General features: G+C 39.2%; 11 protein-coding genes and 1 pseudogene. All 12 read left to right on the top strand.

What is annotated here, in order from left to right; all coding sequences use genetic code 11:
• Positions 1-25 precede the first annotated feature (25 nt).
• The 12 genes and pseudogenes from HMPREF9257_RS08650 to HMPREF9257_RS00415 all read left to right on the top strand — a co-directional run bounded on the left by HMPREF9257_RS08650 (position 26) and on the right by HMPREF9257_RS00415 (position 17,460).
• Entirely contained in the window at positions 26-1,012 is a 987-nt protein-coding gene (locus HMPREF9257_RS08650; RefSeq protein ID WP_006417607.1) for a helix-turn-helix domain-containing protein, read from the top strand.
• A 1-nt stretch (position 1,013) separates the two neighbouring features.
• Positions 1,014-1,596 (top strand): annotated as a pseudogene (pgsA, locus tag HMPREF9257_RS00465) (CDP-diacylglycerol--glycerol-3-phosphate 3-phosphatidyltransferase).
• Positions 1,597-1,699: 103 nt separating this feature from the next.
• The gene (locus HMPREF9257_RS00460) at positions 1,700-2,953 is read left to right on the top strand and encodes a competence/damage-inducible protein A (protein ID WP_006417435.1); all 1,254 of its coding nucleotides are present in this window, start codon (positions 1,700-1,702) and stop codon (positions 2,951-2,953) included.
• 78 nt (positions 2,954-3,031) lie between these two features.
• The gene (gene recA / locus HMPREF9257_RS00455; protein WP_006417528.1) at positions 3,032-4,072 is read left to right on the top strand and encodes a recombinase RecA; all 1,041 of its coding nucleotides are present in this window, start codon (positions 3,032-3,034) and stop codon (positions 4,070-4,072) included.
• A 369-nt stretch (positions 4,073-4,441) separates the two neighbouring features.
• Positions 4,442-6,001: a ribonuclease Y gene (gene rny, locus HMPREF9257_RS00450; protein WP_006417596.1), complete on the top strand. Its 1,560-nt coding sequence runs from the start codon at positions 4,442-4,444 to the stop codon at positions 5,999-6,001.
• Between the two features lie 170 nt (positions 6,002-6,171).
• Entirely contained in the window at positions 6,172-8,772 is a 2,601-nt protein-coding gene (gene mutS, locus HMPREF9257_RS00445) for a DNA mismatch repair protein MutS (RefSeq protein ID WP_006417559.1), read from the top strand.
• A 20-nt stretch (positions 8,773-8,792) separates the two neighbouring features.
• Positions 8,793-10,763 (top strand): DNA mismatch repair endonuclease MutL, encoded by a 1,971-nt coding sequence (gene mutL, locus HMPREF9257_RS00440; protein ID WP_006417579.1) that lies wholly within the window; start codon positions 8,793-8,795, stop codon positions 10,761-10,763.
• Positions 10,760-11,197: a peptide-methionine (R)-S-oxide reductase MsrB gene (gene msrB, locus HMPREF9257_RS00435; protein WP_006417573.1), complete on the top strand. Its 438-nt coding sequence runs from the start codon at positions 10,760-10,762 to the stop codon at positions 11,195-11,197. The genes mutL and msrB overlap by 4 nt, the downstream gene beginning before the upstream one ends.
• A gap of 2 nt (positions 11,198-11,199) precedes the next feature.
• Entirely contained in the window at positions 11,200-11,805 is a 606-nt protein-coding gene (gene ruvA, locus HMPREF9257_RS00430; RefSeq protein WP_006417553.1) for a Holliday junction branch migration protein RuvA, read from the top strand.
• Between the two features lie 92 nt (positions 11,806-11,897).
• Positions 11,898-12,929 (top strand): Holliday junction branch migration DNA helicase RuvB, encoded by a 1,032-nt coding sequence (gene ruvB / locus HMPREF9257_RS00425; RefSeq protein ID WP_006417422.1) that lies wholly within the window; start codon positions 11,898-11,900, stop codon positions 12,927-12,929.
• Positions 12,922-13,965, top strand: a complete 1,044-nt coding sequence (gene queA / locus HMPREF9257_RS00420) for a tRNA preQ1(34) S-adenosylmethionine ribosyltransferase-isomerase QueA (protein ID WP_034907667.1) — start codon at positions 12,922-12,924, stop codon at positions 13,963-13,965. Before ruvB ends, queA begins: the two co-directional genes overlap by 8 nt.
• A 153-nt stretch (positions 13,966-14,118) precedes the next feature.
• Positions 14,119-17,460: a DNA polymerase III subunit alpha gene (locus HMPREF9257_RS00415; RefSeq protein ID WP_006417446.1), complete on the top strand. Its 3,342-nt coding sequence runs from the start codon at positions 14,119-14,121 to the stop codon at positions 17,458-17,460.
• Positions 17,461-17,554 lie beyond the last annotated feature (94 nt).

The raw sequence follows: 17,554 nt of genomic DNA, 5'->3' as shown, positions 1-17,554 counted from the left end.
TGTCTGTAGAAGAGGATGACTATACATGAATAACTTAGGGTCAAAGCTTAGAGATGCCCGTATTGAAAAGGGTTATACCCTTAATACCTTGCAACAATTAACCAAAATCCAAAAAAAGTATTTGCAAGCAATTGAAGAAGAAAATTATGATCAACTGCCGGGTGCATTTTATGTTCGAGCCTTCATCAAGCAATATGCTGATGTAATCGGACTAAATGGGGATGATTTAATTGAAGAATTTGAAGCGCAAGGTCATGAGTTCGATGAGGATGAGCTTGATTTAGCTTTTCGTAGTCGGAAAGAAGAAACTATTCCTAGTAGGAGTAGCTTGCACCACCATGAAGAGAAATCAAGTTTTGAAAAAGCCTTGTCGTATTTACCCTTAGCAATTTTAGTTCTATTAATTCTTTTTATTATGGTGACCTTGCTTATCGCAATAAATAAGGTAACTAAACCTGATTCTGTTGATGAATCATTGGCTTCAGTTTCACAATCTGAAATTGTTAGTCCGGTTGAACCCGAATCAGCCGCTCAAGTTTCAGAGCAATCAAGTCAGGAGTCGGAAGAAGCCAACATTGAACTTGCAGAGAATCAAATTAAAGTTGGAAATCAAGTCTTAAGCTTGGTATCTGAACCGGGATCAAATCCAGTTTATGAGTTTGATGGGTCAAGTAAGGATTATAAAATCACAGTAAAAGCCCTTAATTTTGTATGGGTTGGCGTTTTTGAAGACGGTGGAATTGTGGTTGACCAAACTTTAAGTACAGACGAAAGCTTAGATTACTCAATGCCAGAGAATGTTAAACAGGCAGTGATTAACTTAGGCTATCCTGAAGGAGCTACGATTGAGGTTAATGGTACTCAAATAGATCTACCAGAAGATTCTTACAATGATACAATTACTTTCGTGACTAAAGATGCCAGTGCTAGCCCAGAACAAACCAGTGAGAGTCCTTTAGCAAGTGAGGGTCAAGATGAATCACTAACTCCTGATACTCAAACGGAGGAATAAAATGAACATTGCTAATAAATTAACCTTATTTCGGATATGTATGATACCTGTGTTTATAGGATTATTATATTGGCCTACTAGTATGCATTCAGTTGAAGTGTTAGGTGCTTCGATACCGACTAACCAATTACTCGCTGCAATTGTTTTTGCGGTAGCTTCATTTACAGATTTTTTTAGATGGGTTTCTAGCACGCAAACACAATTTGGTGACGGTATTCGGTGAATTCTTTGATCCGATGGCGGATAAATTATTAGTTTTATCTGCTTTCATTTTATTAGTGGCTATGGGCAAAGTACCAGCTTGGGTAGCTATTATTATTATCTCGCGGGAGCTTTTGGTCACCGGCTTACGGGTACTCTTAGCTAAATATCAAGGGTCAGTGATGGCTGCTGCCTTACCTGGCAAAATAAAAACTTTTTCTCAGATGTTTGCGATCTTGTTCTTCTTGTTAGAAGATGCTGGGTTTGTCTTGGTATCTATCCCTATCGCGACCCTCTTGCTGTATATTTGTTTATTTTTTACTGTTTATTCAGGTATTGATTATTTTTATCATGCTCGCCATATTTTTGGAGCTGCCATGTAGTCATTTTTCTTGTTGGTTGGAGTCTGCGAGACAAAGACCAACTTTTTTTATTTTTCAAGGAAATTACCTTAAATGGTGTATTTGTATAGGGAGGTCCAAAGCCATGAAGGCTGAGATTATTGCAGTAGGAACAGAATTATTAACGGGTTATGTTGTCAATACTAATGGAGCTTGGTTGGCGCAAGTCCTGATGGATATTGGGATTGCTACGTATTATCAAGAGACAGTGGGTGATAATGCACAAAGGATGAAGGATACTTTAAGTTTAGCTTCAAGTCGGTCCGACTTAATTATCATGATGGGAGGCCTAGGACCTACCCGTGATGATATTAGTAAAGAAGTTATGGCTGATTTCTTACAAACAGAGCTAAAAGTTGATGCAAATCAATTAAGTCGAATTGAAGATTATTTTGAACGGGGACATCGAAAAGTTTCAAAACATGATTACCAACAAGCTTGGTATATTGAAGGAGGTCAAGCTTTACCTAATGATGTTGGGTTAGCCTTAGGTTCATTCTATGAAACGGAGAATAATCAAATTTTTGTTTTATTACCAGGACCTCCCTTTGAAATGAAAGCCATGGTGACACAATACTTAATTCCATTACTTCAAGCTAAGCACGCTGAAAATCACGGGCAGGTCTTTGATTCAGATTATTTGAATTTTTTTGGGATCGGCGAAGCATCCTTAGCTGATGCAATAGATGATATCGTCATGGATCAAAGTAATCCAACCATTGCCATGTATTCAAAACCTAAATTGGTCACTGTTAGACTAACGGCTGCGGCAGAAACGCTTGAAGAGGCTCAAGCTTTGAATCAAAAAGTTCAAGACCAGATTTTAGATCGCTTAAACCCTTATTTTATTGGCCAAGGACAAGACTACAGTTTAGCTCAAAATGTGGTGGATCAATTAAAAAAACATAAGCAAAGCCTAGCAGTAGCAGAATCATTGACGGGTGGTTTAATTGCTGAAACTTTAACTCAAATTCCTGGAGCGAGCCAAGTCATTAAAGGAGCCTTTGTGGTTTATCAAGTCGAAGCCAAAGAAAATATTCTAGGTATTGACGCCGAAACCATTACTCAATATACAGTTTACAGCCATGAATTAGTCAAAGATATGGCACTTAAATCTTTGCAAAAATGTGTAAGTGACCTAGCAATTGCCGTATCAGGAGTGGCTGGCCCGGGACCAGATCAAGGAGTTGAAGCGGGGACCGTATATTTAGCAATTGCTGATGGCAAAGGCTATTTAGAATCTAAGTGTATTCATATTGATCATAAGCCTCGTCAAACAGTTAGAGAAATCACATGTTTGGAGGCCTTAAATTTAGTCAGGGAATATTACACTAAATAGAACAAACGTTCGCTTTTCCCTTGCTATTCTTTCAATGATTGTATATTATATTAATGTAAGAGTGAATGGAGGACTTAAATGGTTAATACAGAACGACAAAAAGCTTTAGACTTAGCCCTTAAAAATATCGAGAAAAACTTCGGTAAAGGGGCTATTATGAAATTAGGCGAAAAAACTGATACAAAGATTTCAACGATTCCAACTGGCTCCTTAGCCCTTGACGTGGCTTTAGGTGTCGGCGGATATCCGCGGGGCCGGATTATCGAATGTTATGGACCAGAATCATCTGGTAAGACAACTGTGGCCTTACATGCTATTGCAGAAGTACAAAAACAAGGGGGTACCGCTGCCTTTATTGATGCTGAGCATGCTTTAGATCCTGATTATGCTGCCAACTTAGGTGTTGATGTGGATGAGTTATTGCTATCACAACCAGATACAGGAGAACAAGGTTTAGAAATTGCGGATGCCTTAGTAGCTTCTGGTGCGGTTGATATTATTGTGGTTGATTCAGTGGCCGCTTTAGTACCTCGAGCTGAAATTGAAGGAGATATGGGGGATGCCCATGTTGGCTTACAAGCTCGGCTAATGTCACAAGCCTTACGTAAATTATCCGGCTCTGTGAATAAAACCAAAACAATTTGTTTCTTTATTAACCAAATCCGTGAAAAAGTAGGGATTATGTTTGGTAATCCTGAAACGACCCCAGGTGGTCGTGCCCTTAAATTCTACTCCACCATTCGGTTAGAAGTTAGACGTGCTGAAACCATCAAAAATAGTGGGGAGATGATAGGTAACCGGACCCGGATTAAAGTAGTAAAAAATAAAGTTGCTCCTCCTTTTAAAGAGGCCATGGTTGATATTATGTATGGTCAAGGTATCTCTCAAGAGGGAGAGCTTGTTGATATGGCTGCTGATTTAGATATTATCAATAAAGCAGGGTCTTGGTATTCATATGGTGACGAACGGATCGGCCAAGGTCGTGAGAATGCAAAACAGTTTTTAATTGATAATCCAGCAGTTCGTGAGGAAATAAATAGTAAAGTTAGGGCTCATTATAATATTGGACCTAAAAATTCAGAAGCTGCTGAAAGTGAATCGACTGAATTAGACTTATAATTAAGACTAATTTAGTAAAAGTATAAGAAGAATCACCTGATGATAATAAAACAAAAAAGCCTAGTATGTTACTTTTATTTCCTTTAAAATTTTGCTGATAAGCTAACTTTGGAGGATTTACACTTAAAGATATACTAGGCTTTTTTGTTTACTTAAGTATTCGTAGACCCTCCAATAAAAATAGAGGGATTTATCCAGCTAAAATATTGTTATAAATAGTAGAAGATTTATCTTTATTATTTTTATGAGTCCATAATTAAAGTATGATTGACTAATTAGTCAAAAAAACTTATTATTATACTTGTGTAGAAATACATGCTGAACATATTTTTAATTTCCATTATTAAAATTAGATACGGAGGTGACACTATGGACTTTATGTCAATCGCCTTCGCGATACTTGCTTTAGTAATTGGATTAGTCATTGGTTTTGGACTTGCAGCAGCAAGACACAAAAAAAATATTGAAAATGCTAAAGAAAATGCTGAAAATATCGTTGATGATGCCATTAAACAAGCTCAGATTCTAAAGCGTGAAGCTTTATTCGAAGCGAAGGAAGAAAATTTAAAGTACCGTAATGATATCGAAACGGAATTAAAAGAACGTCGTTTTGAAGTGAGTCGCTCTGAGAATCGTTTAATTCAAAAAGAAGAAAGCTTGGATCAAAAATCAAATAATCTTGATCAAAGAGAACTTCATTTAGAAAAACGTGAAGAGGCTTATCAAACACGGGTGGAACAATTAGAAACTCGTGAAAAAGCAGTTGAAAAATTAGTGGGGCAACAAGAGGCTGAATTAGAACGGATTGCAGCACTATCCCGTGATGATGCCCGGCAACAAATATTGGCTCAGACAGAACAAGGTCTACAGCAAGAAATGGCGATTATGGTCAGAGATGCTGAACAAGAAGCTAAAAATCAAGCAGATCGTAATGCTAAGAATATTATTATGTCGGCCATTCAAAGAACTTCAACCGATTTGGTGACGGATAATACCGTTTCAGTCGTGCAGTTACCAAATGATGAGATGAAAGGTCGCATTATTGGTCGTGAAGGTCGAAATATTCGCACGTTTGAGAGTTTGACTGGGATGGATTTGATTATTGATGATACCCCTGAAACAGTGGTCTTATCTGGTTTTGATCCAATTCGTCGTCAGATTGCTAAGATTGCCCTTGAAAAACTTATTCAAGATGGACGGATTCATCCGGCTCGGATCGAAGATATTGTTGAACGAGCTCGTAAGGAAATGGATGAAAAAATCCGTGAAGTGGGTGAAGAAGCTGTCTTTGAATTAGGCTTACATAATTTGCATCCAGATGTCATTAAGATGGTAGGACGGTTAGCTTACCGTACGTCATACGGCCAAAATGTTTTGAAGCATTCGATCGAAGTAGCCAAATTAGCTGGATTTATGGCTAATGAATTAGGCGAAGATGTAAATATGGCGAAACGTGCTGGTCTCCTTCATGATTTAGGGAAAGCCTTAGACCATGAAGTTGAAGGGACCCATGTGGAAATCGGGACTGAAATTGCTAAACGTTACCGTGAACCAGAAGTGGTGGTTAATGCTATTGCCGCCCATCATGGTGATGTACAACCAAGTTCTGCGATTGCGGTCATTGTGGCTGCAGCGGATGCCTTTTCTGCGGCAAGACCAGGTGCTCGGAGTGAGTCCTTGGAAAATTATATTCGACGCTTACAACAATTGGAAGAAATTTCTAATAGTTTTGATGGGGTTTCACATTCTTATGCTATTCAAGCGGGACGAGAAATCCGAGTTATGGTTAAACCTGATAAAATTGATGATGTTCGCGCCGTTAAAGTTGCACATGATATTAAACAACGCATTGAAAATGAAATGACTTATCCTGGTAATATTAAAGTAACTGTAATTCGTGAAACAAGAGCAGTTGATTATGCCAAATAGTTTCTAAAGGTTGGGCTTGCCCAACCTTTTTTCTTACCTGAATTTTTAACAAATTATCCTATTTACCCTTTATCCATTGCTAGTTTAGTAGTTATGTATTCGAGAAGCAGTTTGGCTAAATTTATGGTAAAATTAAAAAGATTATAAAAGTTAAGAAAGTGAGGGATAATATGGGAAAAGTTAAAAAAACCCCCATGATGGAACAGTATGATGCCGTCAAAGAACGCTATCCCGATTGTTTTATATTTTTTCGCTTAGGCGACTTCTATGAAATGTTTAATGAAGACGCCCTCCAAGCTAGTAAGATTCTAGAGATTACCCTAACTTCGCGTAACAAAAATGTCGATAATCCTATTCCAATGTGCGGTGTGCCTTATCATTCTGCTGATGATTATATTAAAACCTTAGTTCAAGCGGGCCATAAGGTAGCCATCTGTGAACAGTTGGAAGACCCTAAACTAACTAAGGGAATGGTTAAACGGGGCGTAATAAAGGTTATTACCCCAGGAACCATTATGCAAGAAAAGGCATTAAATCAAAAAGAAAATAATTATATCGCTTGCCTGAAAGAAATAGGTGAGTTCTTCTACTTGTCTTATTGTGATGTTTCTACGGGTGAAGTCTTTTTGACTCAAGGTCAAGAGATGAATCAATTAATCAATGAATTAGAAGGCATACAAGTCAGTGAACTTGTCTATCCAGATTCGATTAATCCTAGTCTCTTAGAATTTCTAAAAGCTAATCTTAAGACGCATTTCTCTGTGATTGATGACCAAGCCCAAGCCAGTCCTAGTCTGATGACTAAATTAAGTAAATCCCTGACAAGTGACCAAGCTGAAGCGGGTTTGGCTTGCTTAAACCTATTACTTGCTTATGTAGAATCAGTCCAAATGCAGGATTTAGATCATTTCCAAGCAGTTAATTTCTATCAAATCATTGATTATTTACAAATGACGCCTTATACCAAGAGTCAACTTGAATTAAGCCGGTCCTTGCGGTCACAACGCAAGAAGGGGTCGTTATTATGGTATTTAGACCGCACTAAAACTGCTATGGGTGGTCGACTCCTCCATCAATGGTTAGATAAACCCCTGCAAGTAAAAGAGCCTTTATTGCAAAGACATGATAAAGTACAATCTTTAATCGAGAACTATTTCCATCGCTTAGATTTAGAATCAGCCTTGGATAAGATTTATGACTTAGAACGTCTGGTAACTAAGATTTCTTTAGGTCATGCCAATGCCCGGGATATGATTCAATTAAAACAATCACTCCAACAAATTCCTTATTTAAATAAGGTGATCGCAGCCCTAAGAGCAGATGGTCAAGACTCTTTTAATCCTTTGGCTTCCTTCGATACTTTAGTTAAGCTTTTAGAAGAGAGTTTAGAACCAGACCCACCCTTATCCGTCACTGAAGGTAATATTATCAGAGATGGGTATCATCAACAATTAGACAAGTACCGGGATGCCTTGAATCATGGACAACAATGGCTAGTAGAGTTACAACAACGTGAACGCGAAAAAACCGGTCTAAAAACCTTAAAAGTAGGTTATAACAAGGTCTTTGGCTATTATATTGAGATTTCTCGGTTACAAGCGGCCCAATTAGAGGATCCGCGTTATCAGCGGAAACAAACCCTAGCCAACAATGAACGATTTATCACTGAGGAATTAAAAGACATTGAAACCACTATTCTAGAAGCTCAAGATAAGGCAAAACTATTGGAATACGAGCTTTTTGTTGCGATTCGTCAAGATTTAAGTCGGCATATCCCAACTTTACAAAGTTTAGCTAAACAAGTCGCTGAATTAGATATTCTATGTGCTTTTGCGAGTTTGGCTGAAGAAGAGAATTTTTGTCGACCCCAAATCATTGATCAACCAGGGCAACTTGAACTGGAAGAGAGTCGTCATCCAGTGATCGAACAAATGATAGGACCGGCCAATTTTGTGGCTAATAATCTAAAAGTAAGTCCAGATAAATATCTTTTACTTTTAACTGGACCGAATATGTCAGGTAAGTCTACCTTTATGCGTCAGGTTGCTTATGCAGTTATTTTGAATCAAATTGGTTCCTTTGTGCCTGCTAAGTTAGCCAAACTGCCGATTGTGGATAAAATTTTCACCCGGATTGGTTCAGCGGATGATATTTCCCGGGGACAATCCACTTTTATGGTTGAAATGATGGAAACGAATGAAGCCTTACAAGAGGCAAGCAGTAGGTCTTTATTACTCTTTGATGAGATTGGCCGGGGGACCGCAACCTATGATGGGATGGCCCTAGCCCAAGGTATTATCGAATATATTGCCGATAAAGTCCGTGCTTTGACTATTTTTTCAACGCATTATCATGAATTAACCAACTTAGCCACTGAATCATCCAATATTCGTAATATCCATGTGGGCGCGAGTGAGAAAAATGGGGAGCTTATCTTTCTTCATAAAATTTTTGATGGGCCCGCTGATAAGTCTTATGGGATTCATGTTGCGCGTCTAGCAGGCTTACCTGAAAGTTTGATTCAAAATAGTCAAGCAATTCTATTTAGATTAGAGGCAAAGGCTAAGAAGATGGATCAAAATGAGGACCAACAACTATCCTTATTTGACCAAGAAAGTCTCGATTCAAATGGATTTGATGTTAAACAAAAAAATCCTGTCAGTCCTTTGTTAGAAGATTTAGCTAAAGCTAATTTAAATCAAATGACGCCATTGGACACCATGGTTTACTTAGCCAAACTCCAAAACCAAGCCCAAGAATTATTAGATTAACTTAGAAAAGAGGCCCTGTCGTGAGTAAAATTAAACAAATGCCAGCTGCCTTGTCTAATCAAATAGCAGCAGGGGAAGTCGTTGAAAGACCAGCCTCAGTCGTCAAAGAATTAGTTGAAAATTCAATTGATGCGGGAGCATCAATCATAAGTGTTTATTTAGAAGAGGCTGGTATCAGTCAAATTATGGTTCAAGATAATGGGGAAGGAATGGATGCAGAGGACCTGCAGCTCGCCTTTTTACCCCATGCAACCAGTAAAATTTATCGGTTAAATGATTTGTTTAATGTTCATTCGTTAGGCTTTCGGGGAGAGGCGCTAGCTTCAATTGGATCTGTAGCTAAGGTCCGGGTCGAGTCCTGTCAAGCTGGCCAAGACCAGGCAAATTTTGTCGAAATCGCAGGCTCAAAATTAATGAACCAAGGCCAATGTGCCGGGAACCAAGGAACCAAGATCGAGGTTAAATCATTATTTTATAATACACCCGCTCGGCTTAAGCACCTAAAAACACTGCAAACTGAATTAAAACATATTATTCGTTTTGTGCAGAATATGGCCTTGGCTTATCCTCAAATCCAATTTTCCCTCTTTAATAATCAGCAAAAACTTTTTCAAACCTCAGGACGGGGACGGTTGCAAGAAAGTATCGCCCAAATTTATCAAGCCAATTTAGCCCGTCAGCTCATCGCATTAAATGTAGCCGATGATGACTTCAAGGTATCTGGTTTTATTTCACCGCCAACCTTGACCCGGACCTCTCGCAACTATATTCATTGGTTTGTGAATGGTCGGGCCGTTTATTCTAACCAATTGAATCAAGTCCTGATTAAGGCTTACGGGCGCCAACTAATGATTGGCCGTTATCCCATTTCAATTTTGGTCATTGACTTAGACCCCCGTCTAGTCGATGCGAATGTTCATCCAACCAAGCAAACAGTTCGCTTGAGTAAAGAGTCTGAATTAGCTAAACTAATTCAAGACGGGGTTAAAGCCTGTTTAGGCGAAGTGAATCCTGTCCCTAATTTAGGCCAGACCTTGGTTGCGCAAGATAATTACCGTCTGTCCGAACGTACAATCCCTTTAGATCTAAATGGCTCGATTGGGAAGGTAGATAGTAATTTCCAACATCAACAAGACCCAGACCAAGTAGACCAAGAAGTTGAGAATAAGCTAGTAAGACAAGAAAATTGTTCTAAGCCACCGATGTCTCATTACCAAGCCTTAGAGCAAGCTTTAGGCATAGATAGAGAAAACTCATGTTCTCAGGGTAACGACCAAAGGCACCCAACTAGAGCGTTACCTGACTCAAATTTCAAAGCTGTCTTAGATTCGGAAATTCAACAGTCTTCAGAAGTTTACGAGAGAGAGACTGAAAAGCAGGGCATAGATTTTGCAGCCTTGCGTTATGTGGGACAAATTCATGGTACTTATTTAATTGCTGAGTCAGAATCAGGTTTTTATCTGATTGACCAGCATGCTGCCCAGGAACGCCTACGTTATGAACATTTTATGACCTATGATCCGGATGTGACCTTGCAACAAGATTTGCTCCTGCCTCATGTCTTTGAGTTTTCTTTAGAGCAAATGACGACGATTGAAATAATAAAACCATCTTTAGAAAAATTGGGGATTTTCCTGGAAAATCTTGGACCCAATTCCTACCAGTTGCCGTCCTATCCTAACTGGATTCTAGACGAGGATTTGGACGATTTAATTTATGGTTTGGTAGACCGCCTTCTTAAAGAGCCTGATTTAACCGTGGCTCAATTAAAAGAAGCTTCGATTATTATGTCTTCTTGCCGGGGGGCCATTAAAGCTAACCATTATTTGGCTCCTAAGGAAGCAGAAGCCCTAATTAAAGATATGGCTCACTTAGAAGACCCTTACCATTGCCCGCATGGACGCCCAGTTTTTGTAGAATTTGATCAGAAATCATTAGAAAAAATATTTAAACGTATTCAAGATTCACACGAAGGAGGACTAGTTCGATGAGTAAAGAAAAATATCAAGCCCAGATTGACCAGTTAGATGCCCTACAGTATGAGGTGACACAAAATGCGGGAACTGAACGCCCATTTAGTGGTCAGTATGATGACTTTTATCAAAAAGGAATATATGTGGACGTCGTTTCAGGAGAAGCCCTGTTTTCATCTGCCGATAAGTATGACGCTGGTTGTGGTTGGCCTTCATTTTCTAAGCCAATTCCTGGTTCGTCCTTAGTTGAAAAATCTGATAAGACCTTACTACGGGAACGGACCGAAGTTCGTAGTCCGCAAGCTGATTCCCACTTGGGTCATGTTTTTGATGACGGACCTAGCCAATTGGGCGGTTTACGGTATTGTATTAATTCTGCGGCTTTACGTTTTATTCCGCTAGAAGAAATGGACCAAGCAGGGTATGGTCAATATAAGGAATTTGTGGACTAATTATGTACGAATATATTCAAGGAATTTTAAGCCAAATCCACCCAACTTATCTTGTTGTTACGGCGAGTGGTTTGGCCTATAAAATCTATTCCCCCAATGCTTATGCATGGAATCGTCATTTAAATGAAGAAGTTCAAGTTTATCTAGAATTAGTGGTCCGTGAAGATTCCCTAACCCTTTATGGTTTTAAAGATATGCAAGAGAAGGAGTTATTTAATCTTTTGAACCGGGTCTCTAATATTGGACCCAAATCAGCCTTGTCTATCCTGGCTTTAAATGACCATACTGGCTTAGTTCAAGCGATTGAAAGTCAGAATGTCACTTATTTAACCAAATTCCCTGGTGTGGGTAAGAAAACAGCTCAGCAGATGATTTTAGACTTGCAAGGTAAATTAGGTGATTTTGTGGCCAATGATGGGGCAGAGCTAGCGCCTAGTCAACAAGCATCCTCAAGTAACCAAGCCCAATTTGATGAGGTGGCCGAAGCTTTGGCAGGTTTGGGTTATTCGCAACGAGAAATCAAAGCCATTGCTAAGCCGATGGCTTTACAAAGTTTTGCTTCAACCCAAGAAGCCTTGTCTTTTGCCTTTAAATTATTAGTGTCTTAAACATTTGCTTAACCCCATTGAGTTATGTGAAAAAATTAATTTTGTTAAGATATTCAACTTGGACTGAGTTTAAGAATGAAAGGAGGGTTCGAATGGATGAACGTATTATTTCTGGTCAATCTTTACCCGAAGATATTGACTTAGAAGCTGATAATTCCAGTCAGCATTTTAGTTTGCGGCCCAAATTCTTGAGAGAGTATATTGGCCAAAATAAGGTCAAGGAAGCTTTGGCCATTTACATTCAAGCAGCCCGGCAACGTCAGGAAGCCTTAGACCATGTCCTTTTATATGGACCGCCAGGACTTGGGAAAACGACCTTGGCGATGGTCATTGCTAACGAATTAGAGGTAGGAATCCAAACGACTTCTGGCCCTGCTATCGAGCGGCCCGGTGATTTAATTGCCCTCTTAAATGAGTTAAATCCTGGTGATATTCTCTTTATTGATGAAATCCACCGCTTACCGAGGGTGGTGGAAGAAGTCCTCTATTCGGCCATGGAAGATTACTTTGTGGATATTGTGGTGGGGCAAGGGTCCACCAGTCAACCCATCCATTTTCAATTACCTCCTTTTACATTGATTGGGGCAACTACGCGGGCCGGAATGTTAACCCAGCCCTTACGGGAGCGGTTTGGCATTGTAATGCATATGGAATATTATAGTCAGGCTGATTTGCAGTTGATTGTGGAACGGTCGGCAAATATTTTTGATGTTGGGATTGAAAGCCAAGGGGCTTTAGAAATTTCCCGGCGGTCGCGGGGAACTCCCCGGGTGGCCAACCGAATTTTGCGGCGGGTCCGTGATTTTGCCCAAGTCAAGCATGATGGGGTGATTACTCAAGCTGTGACCCAAGAAGCCCTCAAATTACTTGAAATTGATGACAAGGGCCTAGACCAAACAGACCGTAAATTATTAAAAGCTATGATTGATCTTTACCAAGGCGGACCGGTGGGGCTGAATACGATTGCGGTGAATATATCAGAAGATATCGGAACCGTCGAAGATATGTATGAACCTTATTTATTGCAAATAGGTTTTTTACAAAGAACGCCCCGTGGTCGGGTTGTGACTCGACAAGCTTATGACCATTTAAAGATAGAATTTGAGAAAGAAGAGGATGACTGAATTGACCCTGTCTACTAAAGATTTTGACTATGAATTACCTGAAGAATTAATTGCACAAACCCCCTTGAAAGACCGGTCTTCATCGCGTTTATTAGTTATTGACCGTCATACAGACCAATTAATGGATACTGATTTTAAGCATATTTTGGACTATTTACAAGCCGGGGATGGACTCGTGGTGAATGAGACTCGGGTCATTCCTGCACGGATTATTGGAACTAAACCGGAAACAGGTGGCCATTTAGAAGTACTCCTTCTCCATAACCGGGAAGGCAATGAATGGGAAACTTTAGTTAAGCCTGCCCGTCGGGCTAAAGTCGGAACCAAAATATCCTTTGGTCAGGGACAATTAACGGCCATCGTGAAAGAAGAATTGGATCATGGGGGGCGGATTATCGAATTTGACTATCAAGGAGTTTTCTTGGAAATTTTAGAGGAATTAGGGCAAATGCCGCTGCCACCTTATATCAAAGAAAAATTGAATGATCCCGATCGTTATCAAACTGTTTATGCTAAAGAAAATGGTTCAGCTGCGGCGCCTACTGCTGGCTTGCACTTTACCCCGGAATTACTTGAGGCGGCCAAAGCTAAAGGAATTGAAATCATTCCGCTAGTGCTTCATGTAGGTTTAGGTACTTTTAGACCCGTATCCGTGGATAATATTGAAGACCATGACATGCATGCAGAATTTTATCAATTATCTGACCAATCAGCCCAAGCCATTAACCGGATTAAGGCGGCGGGTGGCAAGATTACGGCGGTCGGAACCACATCGGTCCGGACTCTGGAAACCATCTCACATAAATTTGAGGGGAAGCTTGTGGCGGATTCTGGTTGGACCTCTATTTTCATAACCCCTGGTTTTGACTATCAAGTGGTTGATCATTTGATTACTAATTTCCATTTGCCTCAATCGACATTAGTCATGTTAGTATCAGCCTTCTATGACCGTGAAAAAATCTTAGCGGCCTATGACCATGCTGTGAAAGAAAAATATCGCTTTTTCTCATTTGGCGATGCCATGTTACTCTTATAATTTTGCTTTTTCTAACCTATCAGCTTCTTTGATTTATTTGAAGCTGGTAGTTTTTTATTTCTTTAGAGTTATTGCTAAGAGAATCATTACAATTAAAAAAATAACTGCTAAAATAAGGTATACTTATAGGTAGAGAAAGAGGAGGGTACCGCTTTGTTTAATGTCAAATCAACCTATTCATTTAATCAAGCGACTATCTTAGTAAAGGATTATGTCCAGCAAGCTAAGGCTATGGGGTATCAGGCTGTGGGATTGGCTGATCAAGGGAATCTTTTTGCGGCATATGAATTCTATCAAGCTAGTCAGGTGTTCGGTATCAAGGCTGTACTTGGCTTAACGGTAAGCTTGCCAGGATTAATTGATGACCAAAAAGCATGGCCTGCCTTAATCTATGCAATAGATCAAAAGGGTTATCAAGGGCTTATTAAATTGTCAAGATTGATGAGTCATCAAAAAGAATATTCTAATCAACTCTATCTAAACTGTTTATCTGATTACAAAGGCCATTTGGTGTATATCAGTCGTGGTCATGATTCTGAACTTGATAGTTTGGTTTTGCACGATCAAATAAAAGAAGCACAAGACTTACTTAAACAACTCAGAGAAATTTTCGGGGAAGATAAAGTATATTTAGGTCATCAAATTCTCCCCTTTAACCAAATTGTGACCCGTCATCTAAGTGACTTTGCTAAAAGTATGGATTTGAAACAGGTCAGTACCCAACCTGTCAGGCTATTGCAGCAAGAGGATGTGATGGCGCTAACCATTTTAAAGCGGCGAGTGGATCGGGCCGCTTATGAACCCTTAGATTTAACAAACTTTGGTCAGCGTTCGGAAAAAGTGCTCTTAAGTAGAAAAGACTTAGAAGATCTTTATCAGCATTACGGTTTAGTGGAAATTATTTCAAACAGTGATCAATTAATGACCCGGCTGGAGTTTAAACTTCAGGAAGGAAAGGATTTATTGCCAGTCTTTGATTCTGGTAGTCTCCTAACTAGTCAAGAATATTTAAAACAATTAGTGACCCAGGCCTTGAATCAGTTCGGGTTAGCGGCTAAGAATACTTATCAAGAAAGATTAGCCTATGAACTTTCTGTAATTCATCAAATGGGTTATGACGATTATTTTTTAATAGTTGCTGATATTGTCAGCTACTGCCGTCAACATCATATTCAATTAGGAGCTGGGCGGGGCTCAGCTCCTGGGTCTTTAGTTACTTATTTATTAGGTGTTTCAACCATTGACCCCTTGAAATATGATTTAATTTTTGAACGTTTCTTAAATCCTGAACGGCAAACCATGCCGGATATTGATTTGGACATACCCAATAGTCATCGTGACCAAGTCATTGCTTATGTGCGGCAAAAATATGGTTATGAGCAAGTTGCACAGATAGCAACTTTTAATCGATTTGGAGCCAAGTCAGCCATTCAAGAAGTCTTGCGACAAGTTGGACAAGATAGTCAATTAAAAACTTGGTCAAAGCTAATTCCCACCGATCCAAATCGAAAGATTGATCTGGGTCAAGCTTATCAAGAAAATAAATCATTTCGTCATTTAGTCGACGCGTCACCAACTAATCAAGCAATTTTCCAAGCGGGACAAGCCTTGGAAGGATTAATTTCAGAACATTCTATTCATGCGGGAGGTCTGGTCATTACCGACTTTCCGATTGATTCGATGATTCCCGTCTTAGAAGAAGGACAAAGCCTAATTACACAGTTTGATAAGGATGGGGTTGAAAACCTAGGTCTGTTAAAAATTGATCTTTTAGCACTCAAGAATTTAACCCTCTTAGATCAAATTTTGCAAGAAGTTAAAGTAAAGGACCAAGCTTTTGAAATTGAAGATATTGATTTGAATGATCACGAGACCTTGCAGCTTTTTCGCAGGGCACAAACTAGAGGGGTCTTTCAGTTTGAGTCCCCTGGTATCCGCAATGTTTTAAGTCAGTTACAACCGACTAGCTTTGAGGATATTGTTGCTGTGAATGCCCTCTTTCGTCCAGGTCCAATGGGGCAAATTCAGACCTATATTAAACGGAAACATGGTCAATACCAAGCTACTTACCCCGTACCTGAATTAGAAGGCATCCTTAAGGATACTTATGGAATTATTATTTATCAAGAACAAGTGATGCAGATTTTGGTATCTATGGCTGGCTTCACCATGGGACAAGCAGATTTGCTCAGAAGGGCTATGTCAAAAAAAGACCATGAGGTCATGCAAGCACAAAAAGTAAATTTTTTGACCGGGGCGCTCGAAAAAGGCTACGAAGAGAAAACAGCCAGTCAGGTCTATGATGCGATTGCAGAATTTGCGAATTATGGCTTTAACCGGTCTCACGCAGTCGTCTATTCCAAACTCGCCTTCCAATTGGCTTATTTAAAAGTTCATTACTCCCAAGCTTTCTTCTTGGGACAACTTAAATTTGATCCGACGCAAATGCAAGCGTATTTAGAGGAAATTAAAGCGGCCGGAATAAAAATCCTCACTTTAGATGTTAATAAAAGTCAAATGGGCGTCAGTGCAAATGGCAATGATCTACGTCTGGGATTTCAAATGGTCAAGGGAATCCGACCAGATTTGATGCGAGAAATTATTGACAATCGTCAATTGATGGGACCCTATCAAGATTTCTTTGATTTTTTACGTCGTTTGCCAGATAAATATTTACAAGTGACTCCTTTAGAAATTCTGATTAAAGTCGGAGCTTTTGATAGCTTAGGCTATAATCGCGCAACCTTATTAACTAATCTTGAGAAAGTGATTGAAAGTGTTCGTTTCTCAGGTTTAAATATGGATCTTTTTGAAGAGATGGCTCCTAAGATTGAAACGGTGGCCGAATTAAATCCGCTACAGTTGATCCACCAAGAGAAAGAGCATTTAGGCTTTTATTTATCGGGTCATCCCTTGGACTTTTATCGAGATAATTTAAATGCTGAAATAAATTTGATGAATATTAGTCAGATAAAAAAGGAGGAGCCCAAGAGTCCATTTCGCCTTTTGGGAATTATTTCAAGAATCAAATTAACTCAAACCCGTCAAGGACAGACTATGGCTTTCGCCCAAATAGAGGATGAGAGTGGCAAACTTGATCAGGTACTTTTTCCTAAAGTCTTTGAGCGCTACCATTCATTATTAAAAGAAGAGGGTATCCTACTAGTGACTGGTAGTTACGGTCAATCCAAACGAGGCCAAGCCCAGATTATTATTAACCGCTTAGAGCTGCCGGATAAATTAATCTCGGATAAGGGTAGTCAGAATAATTATAAAATTTGTTTCATCAAATTAGCTAAGAATAATTTAATCAATAATAATATTGAATGGTTAAAAAAGTTATCAATTTCAAATCCTGGTCCTTGTCAAGTTATCCTTGTGGTCGGCCAAGATAAACCATTTGCTTTAAACGACACCTATAATATTTCTTATAGCCAACGTGTTCAAACATATTTACGGAATCGATTTGGAGCGGCCAATGTTGTATATCGTTAATTCTCTATTTGGAAGTGTAATCTTAGGAATTTTCATAGAAATTAAATGACAGGGTGGTCTAAGAATGTTAAGATAGATATGAAAAAAATTAAAA

The organism is Eremococcus coleocola ACS-139-V-Col8 (assembly GCF_000183205.1).
Lineage (GTDB): Bacteria > Bacillota > Bacilli > Lactobacillales > Aerococcaceae > Eremococcus > Eremococcus coleocola.
The sequence above is the reverse complement of the archived record's forward strand: the minus strand, read 5'-3'. Positions and strand labels throughout refer to the sequence as shown.

Excerpts from the sequence above, each read along its gene's own strand:
- HMPREF9257_RS08650 (WP_006417607.1), top strand. The coding sequence starts at position 26 with ATGAATAACTTAGGGTCAAAGCTTAGAGATGCCCGTATTGAAAAGGGT.
- HMPREF9257_RS00460 (WP_006417435.1), top strand. The coding sequence starts at position 1,700 with ATGAAGGCTGAGATTATTGCAGTAGGAACAGAATTATTAACGGGTTAT.
- recA (WP_006417528.1), top strand. The coding sequence starts at position 3,032 with ATGGTTAATACAGAACGACAAAAAGCTTTAGACTTAGCCCTTAAAAAT.
- rny (WP_006417596.1), top strand. The coding sequence starts at position 4,442 with ATGGACTTTATGTCAATCGCCTTCGCGATACTTGCTTTAGTAATTGGA.
- mutS (WP_006417559.1), top strand. The coding sequence starts at position 6,172 with ATGGGAAAAGTTAAAAAAACCCCCATGATGGAACAGTATGATGCCGTC.
- msrB (WP_006417573.1), top strand. The coding sequence starts at position 10,760 with ATGAGTAAAGAAAAATATCAAGCCCAGATTGACCAGTTAGATGCCCTA.
- ruvA (WP_006417553.1), top strand. The coding sequence starts at position 11,200 with ATGTACGAATATATTCAAGGAATTTTAAGCCAAATCCACCCAACTTAT.
- ruvB (WP_006417422.1), top strand. The coding sequence starts at position 11,898 with ATGGATGAACGTATTATTTCTGGTCAATCTTTACCCGAAGATATTGAC.
- queA (WP_034907667.1), top strand. The coding sequence starts at position 12,922 with ATGACTGAATTGACCCTGTCTACTAAAGATTTTGACTATGAATTACCT.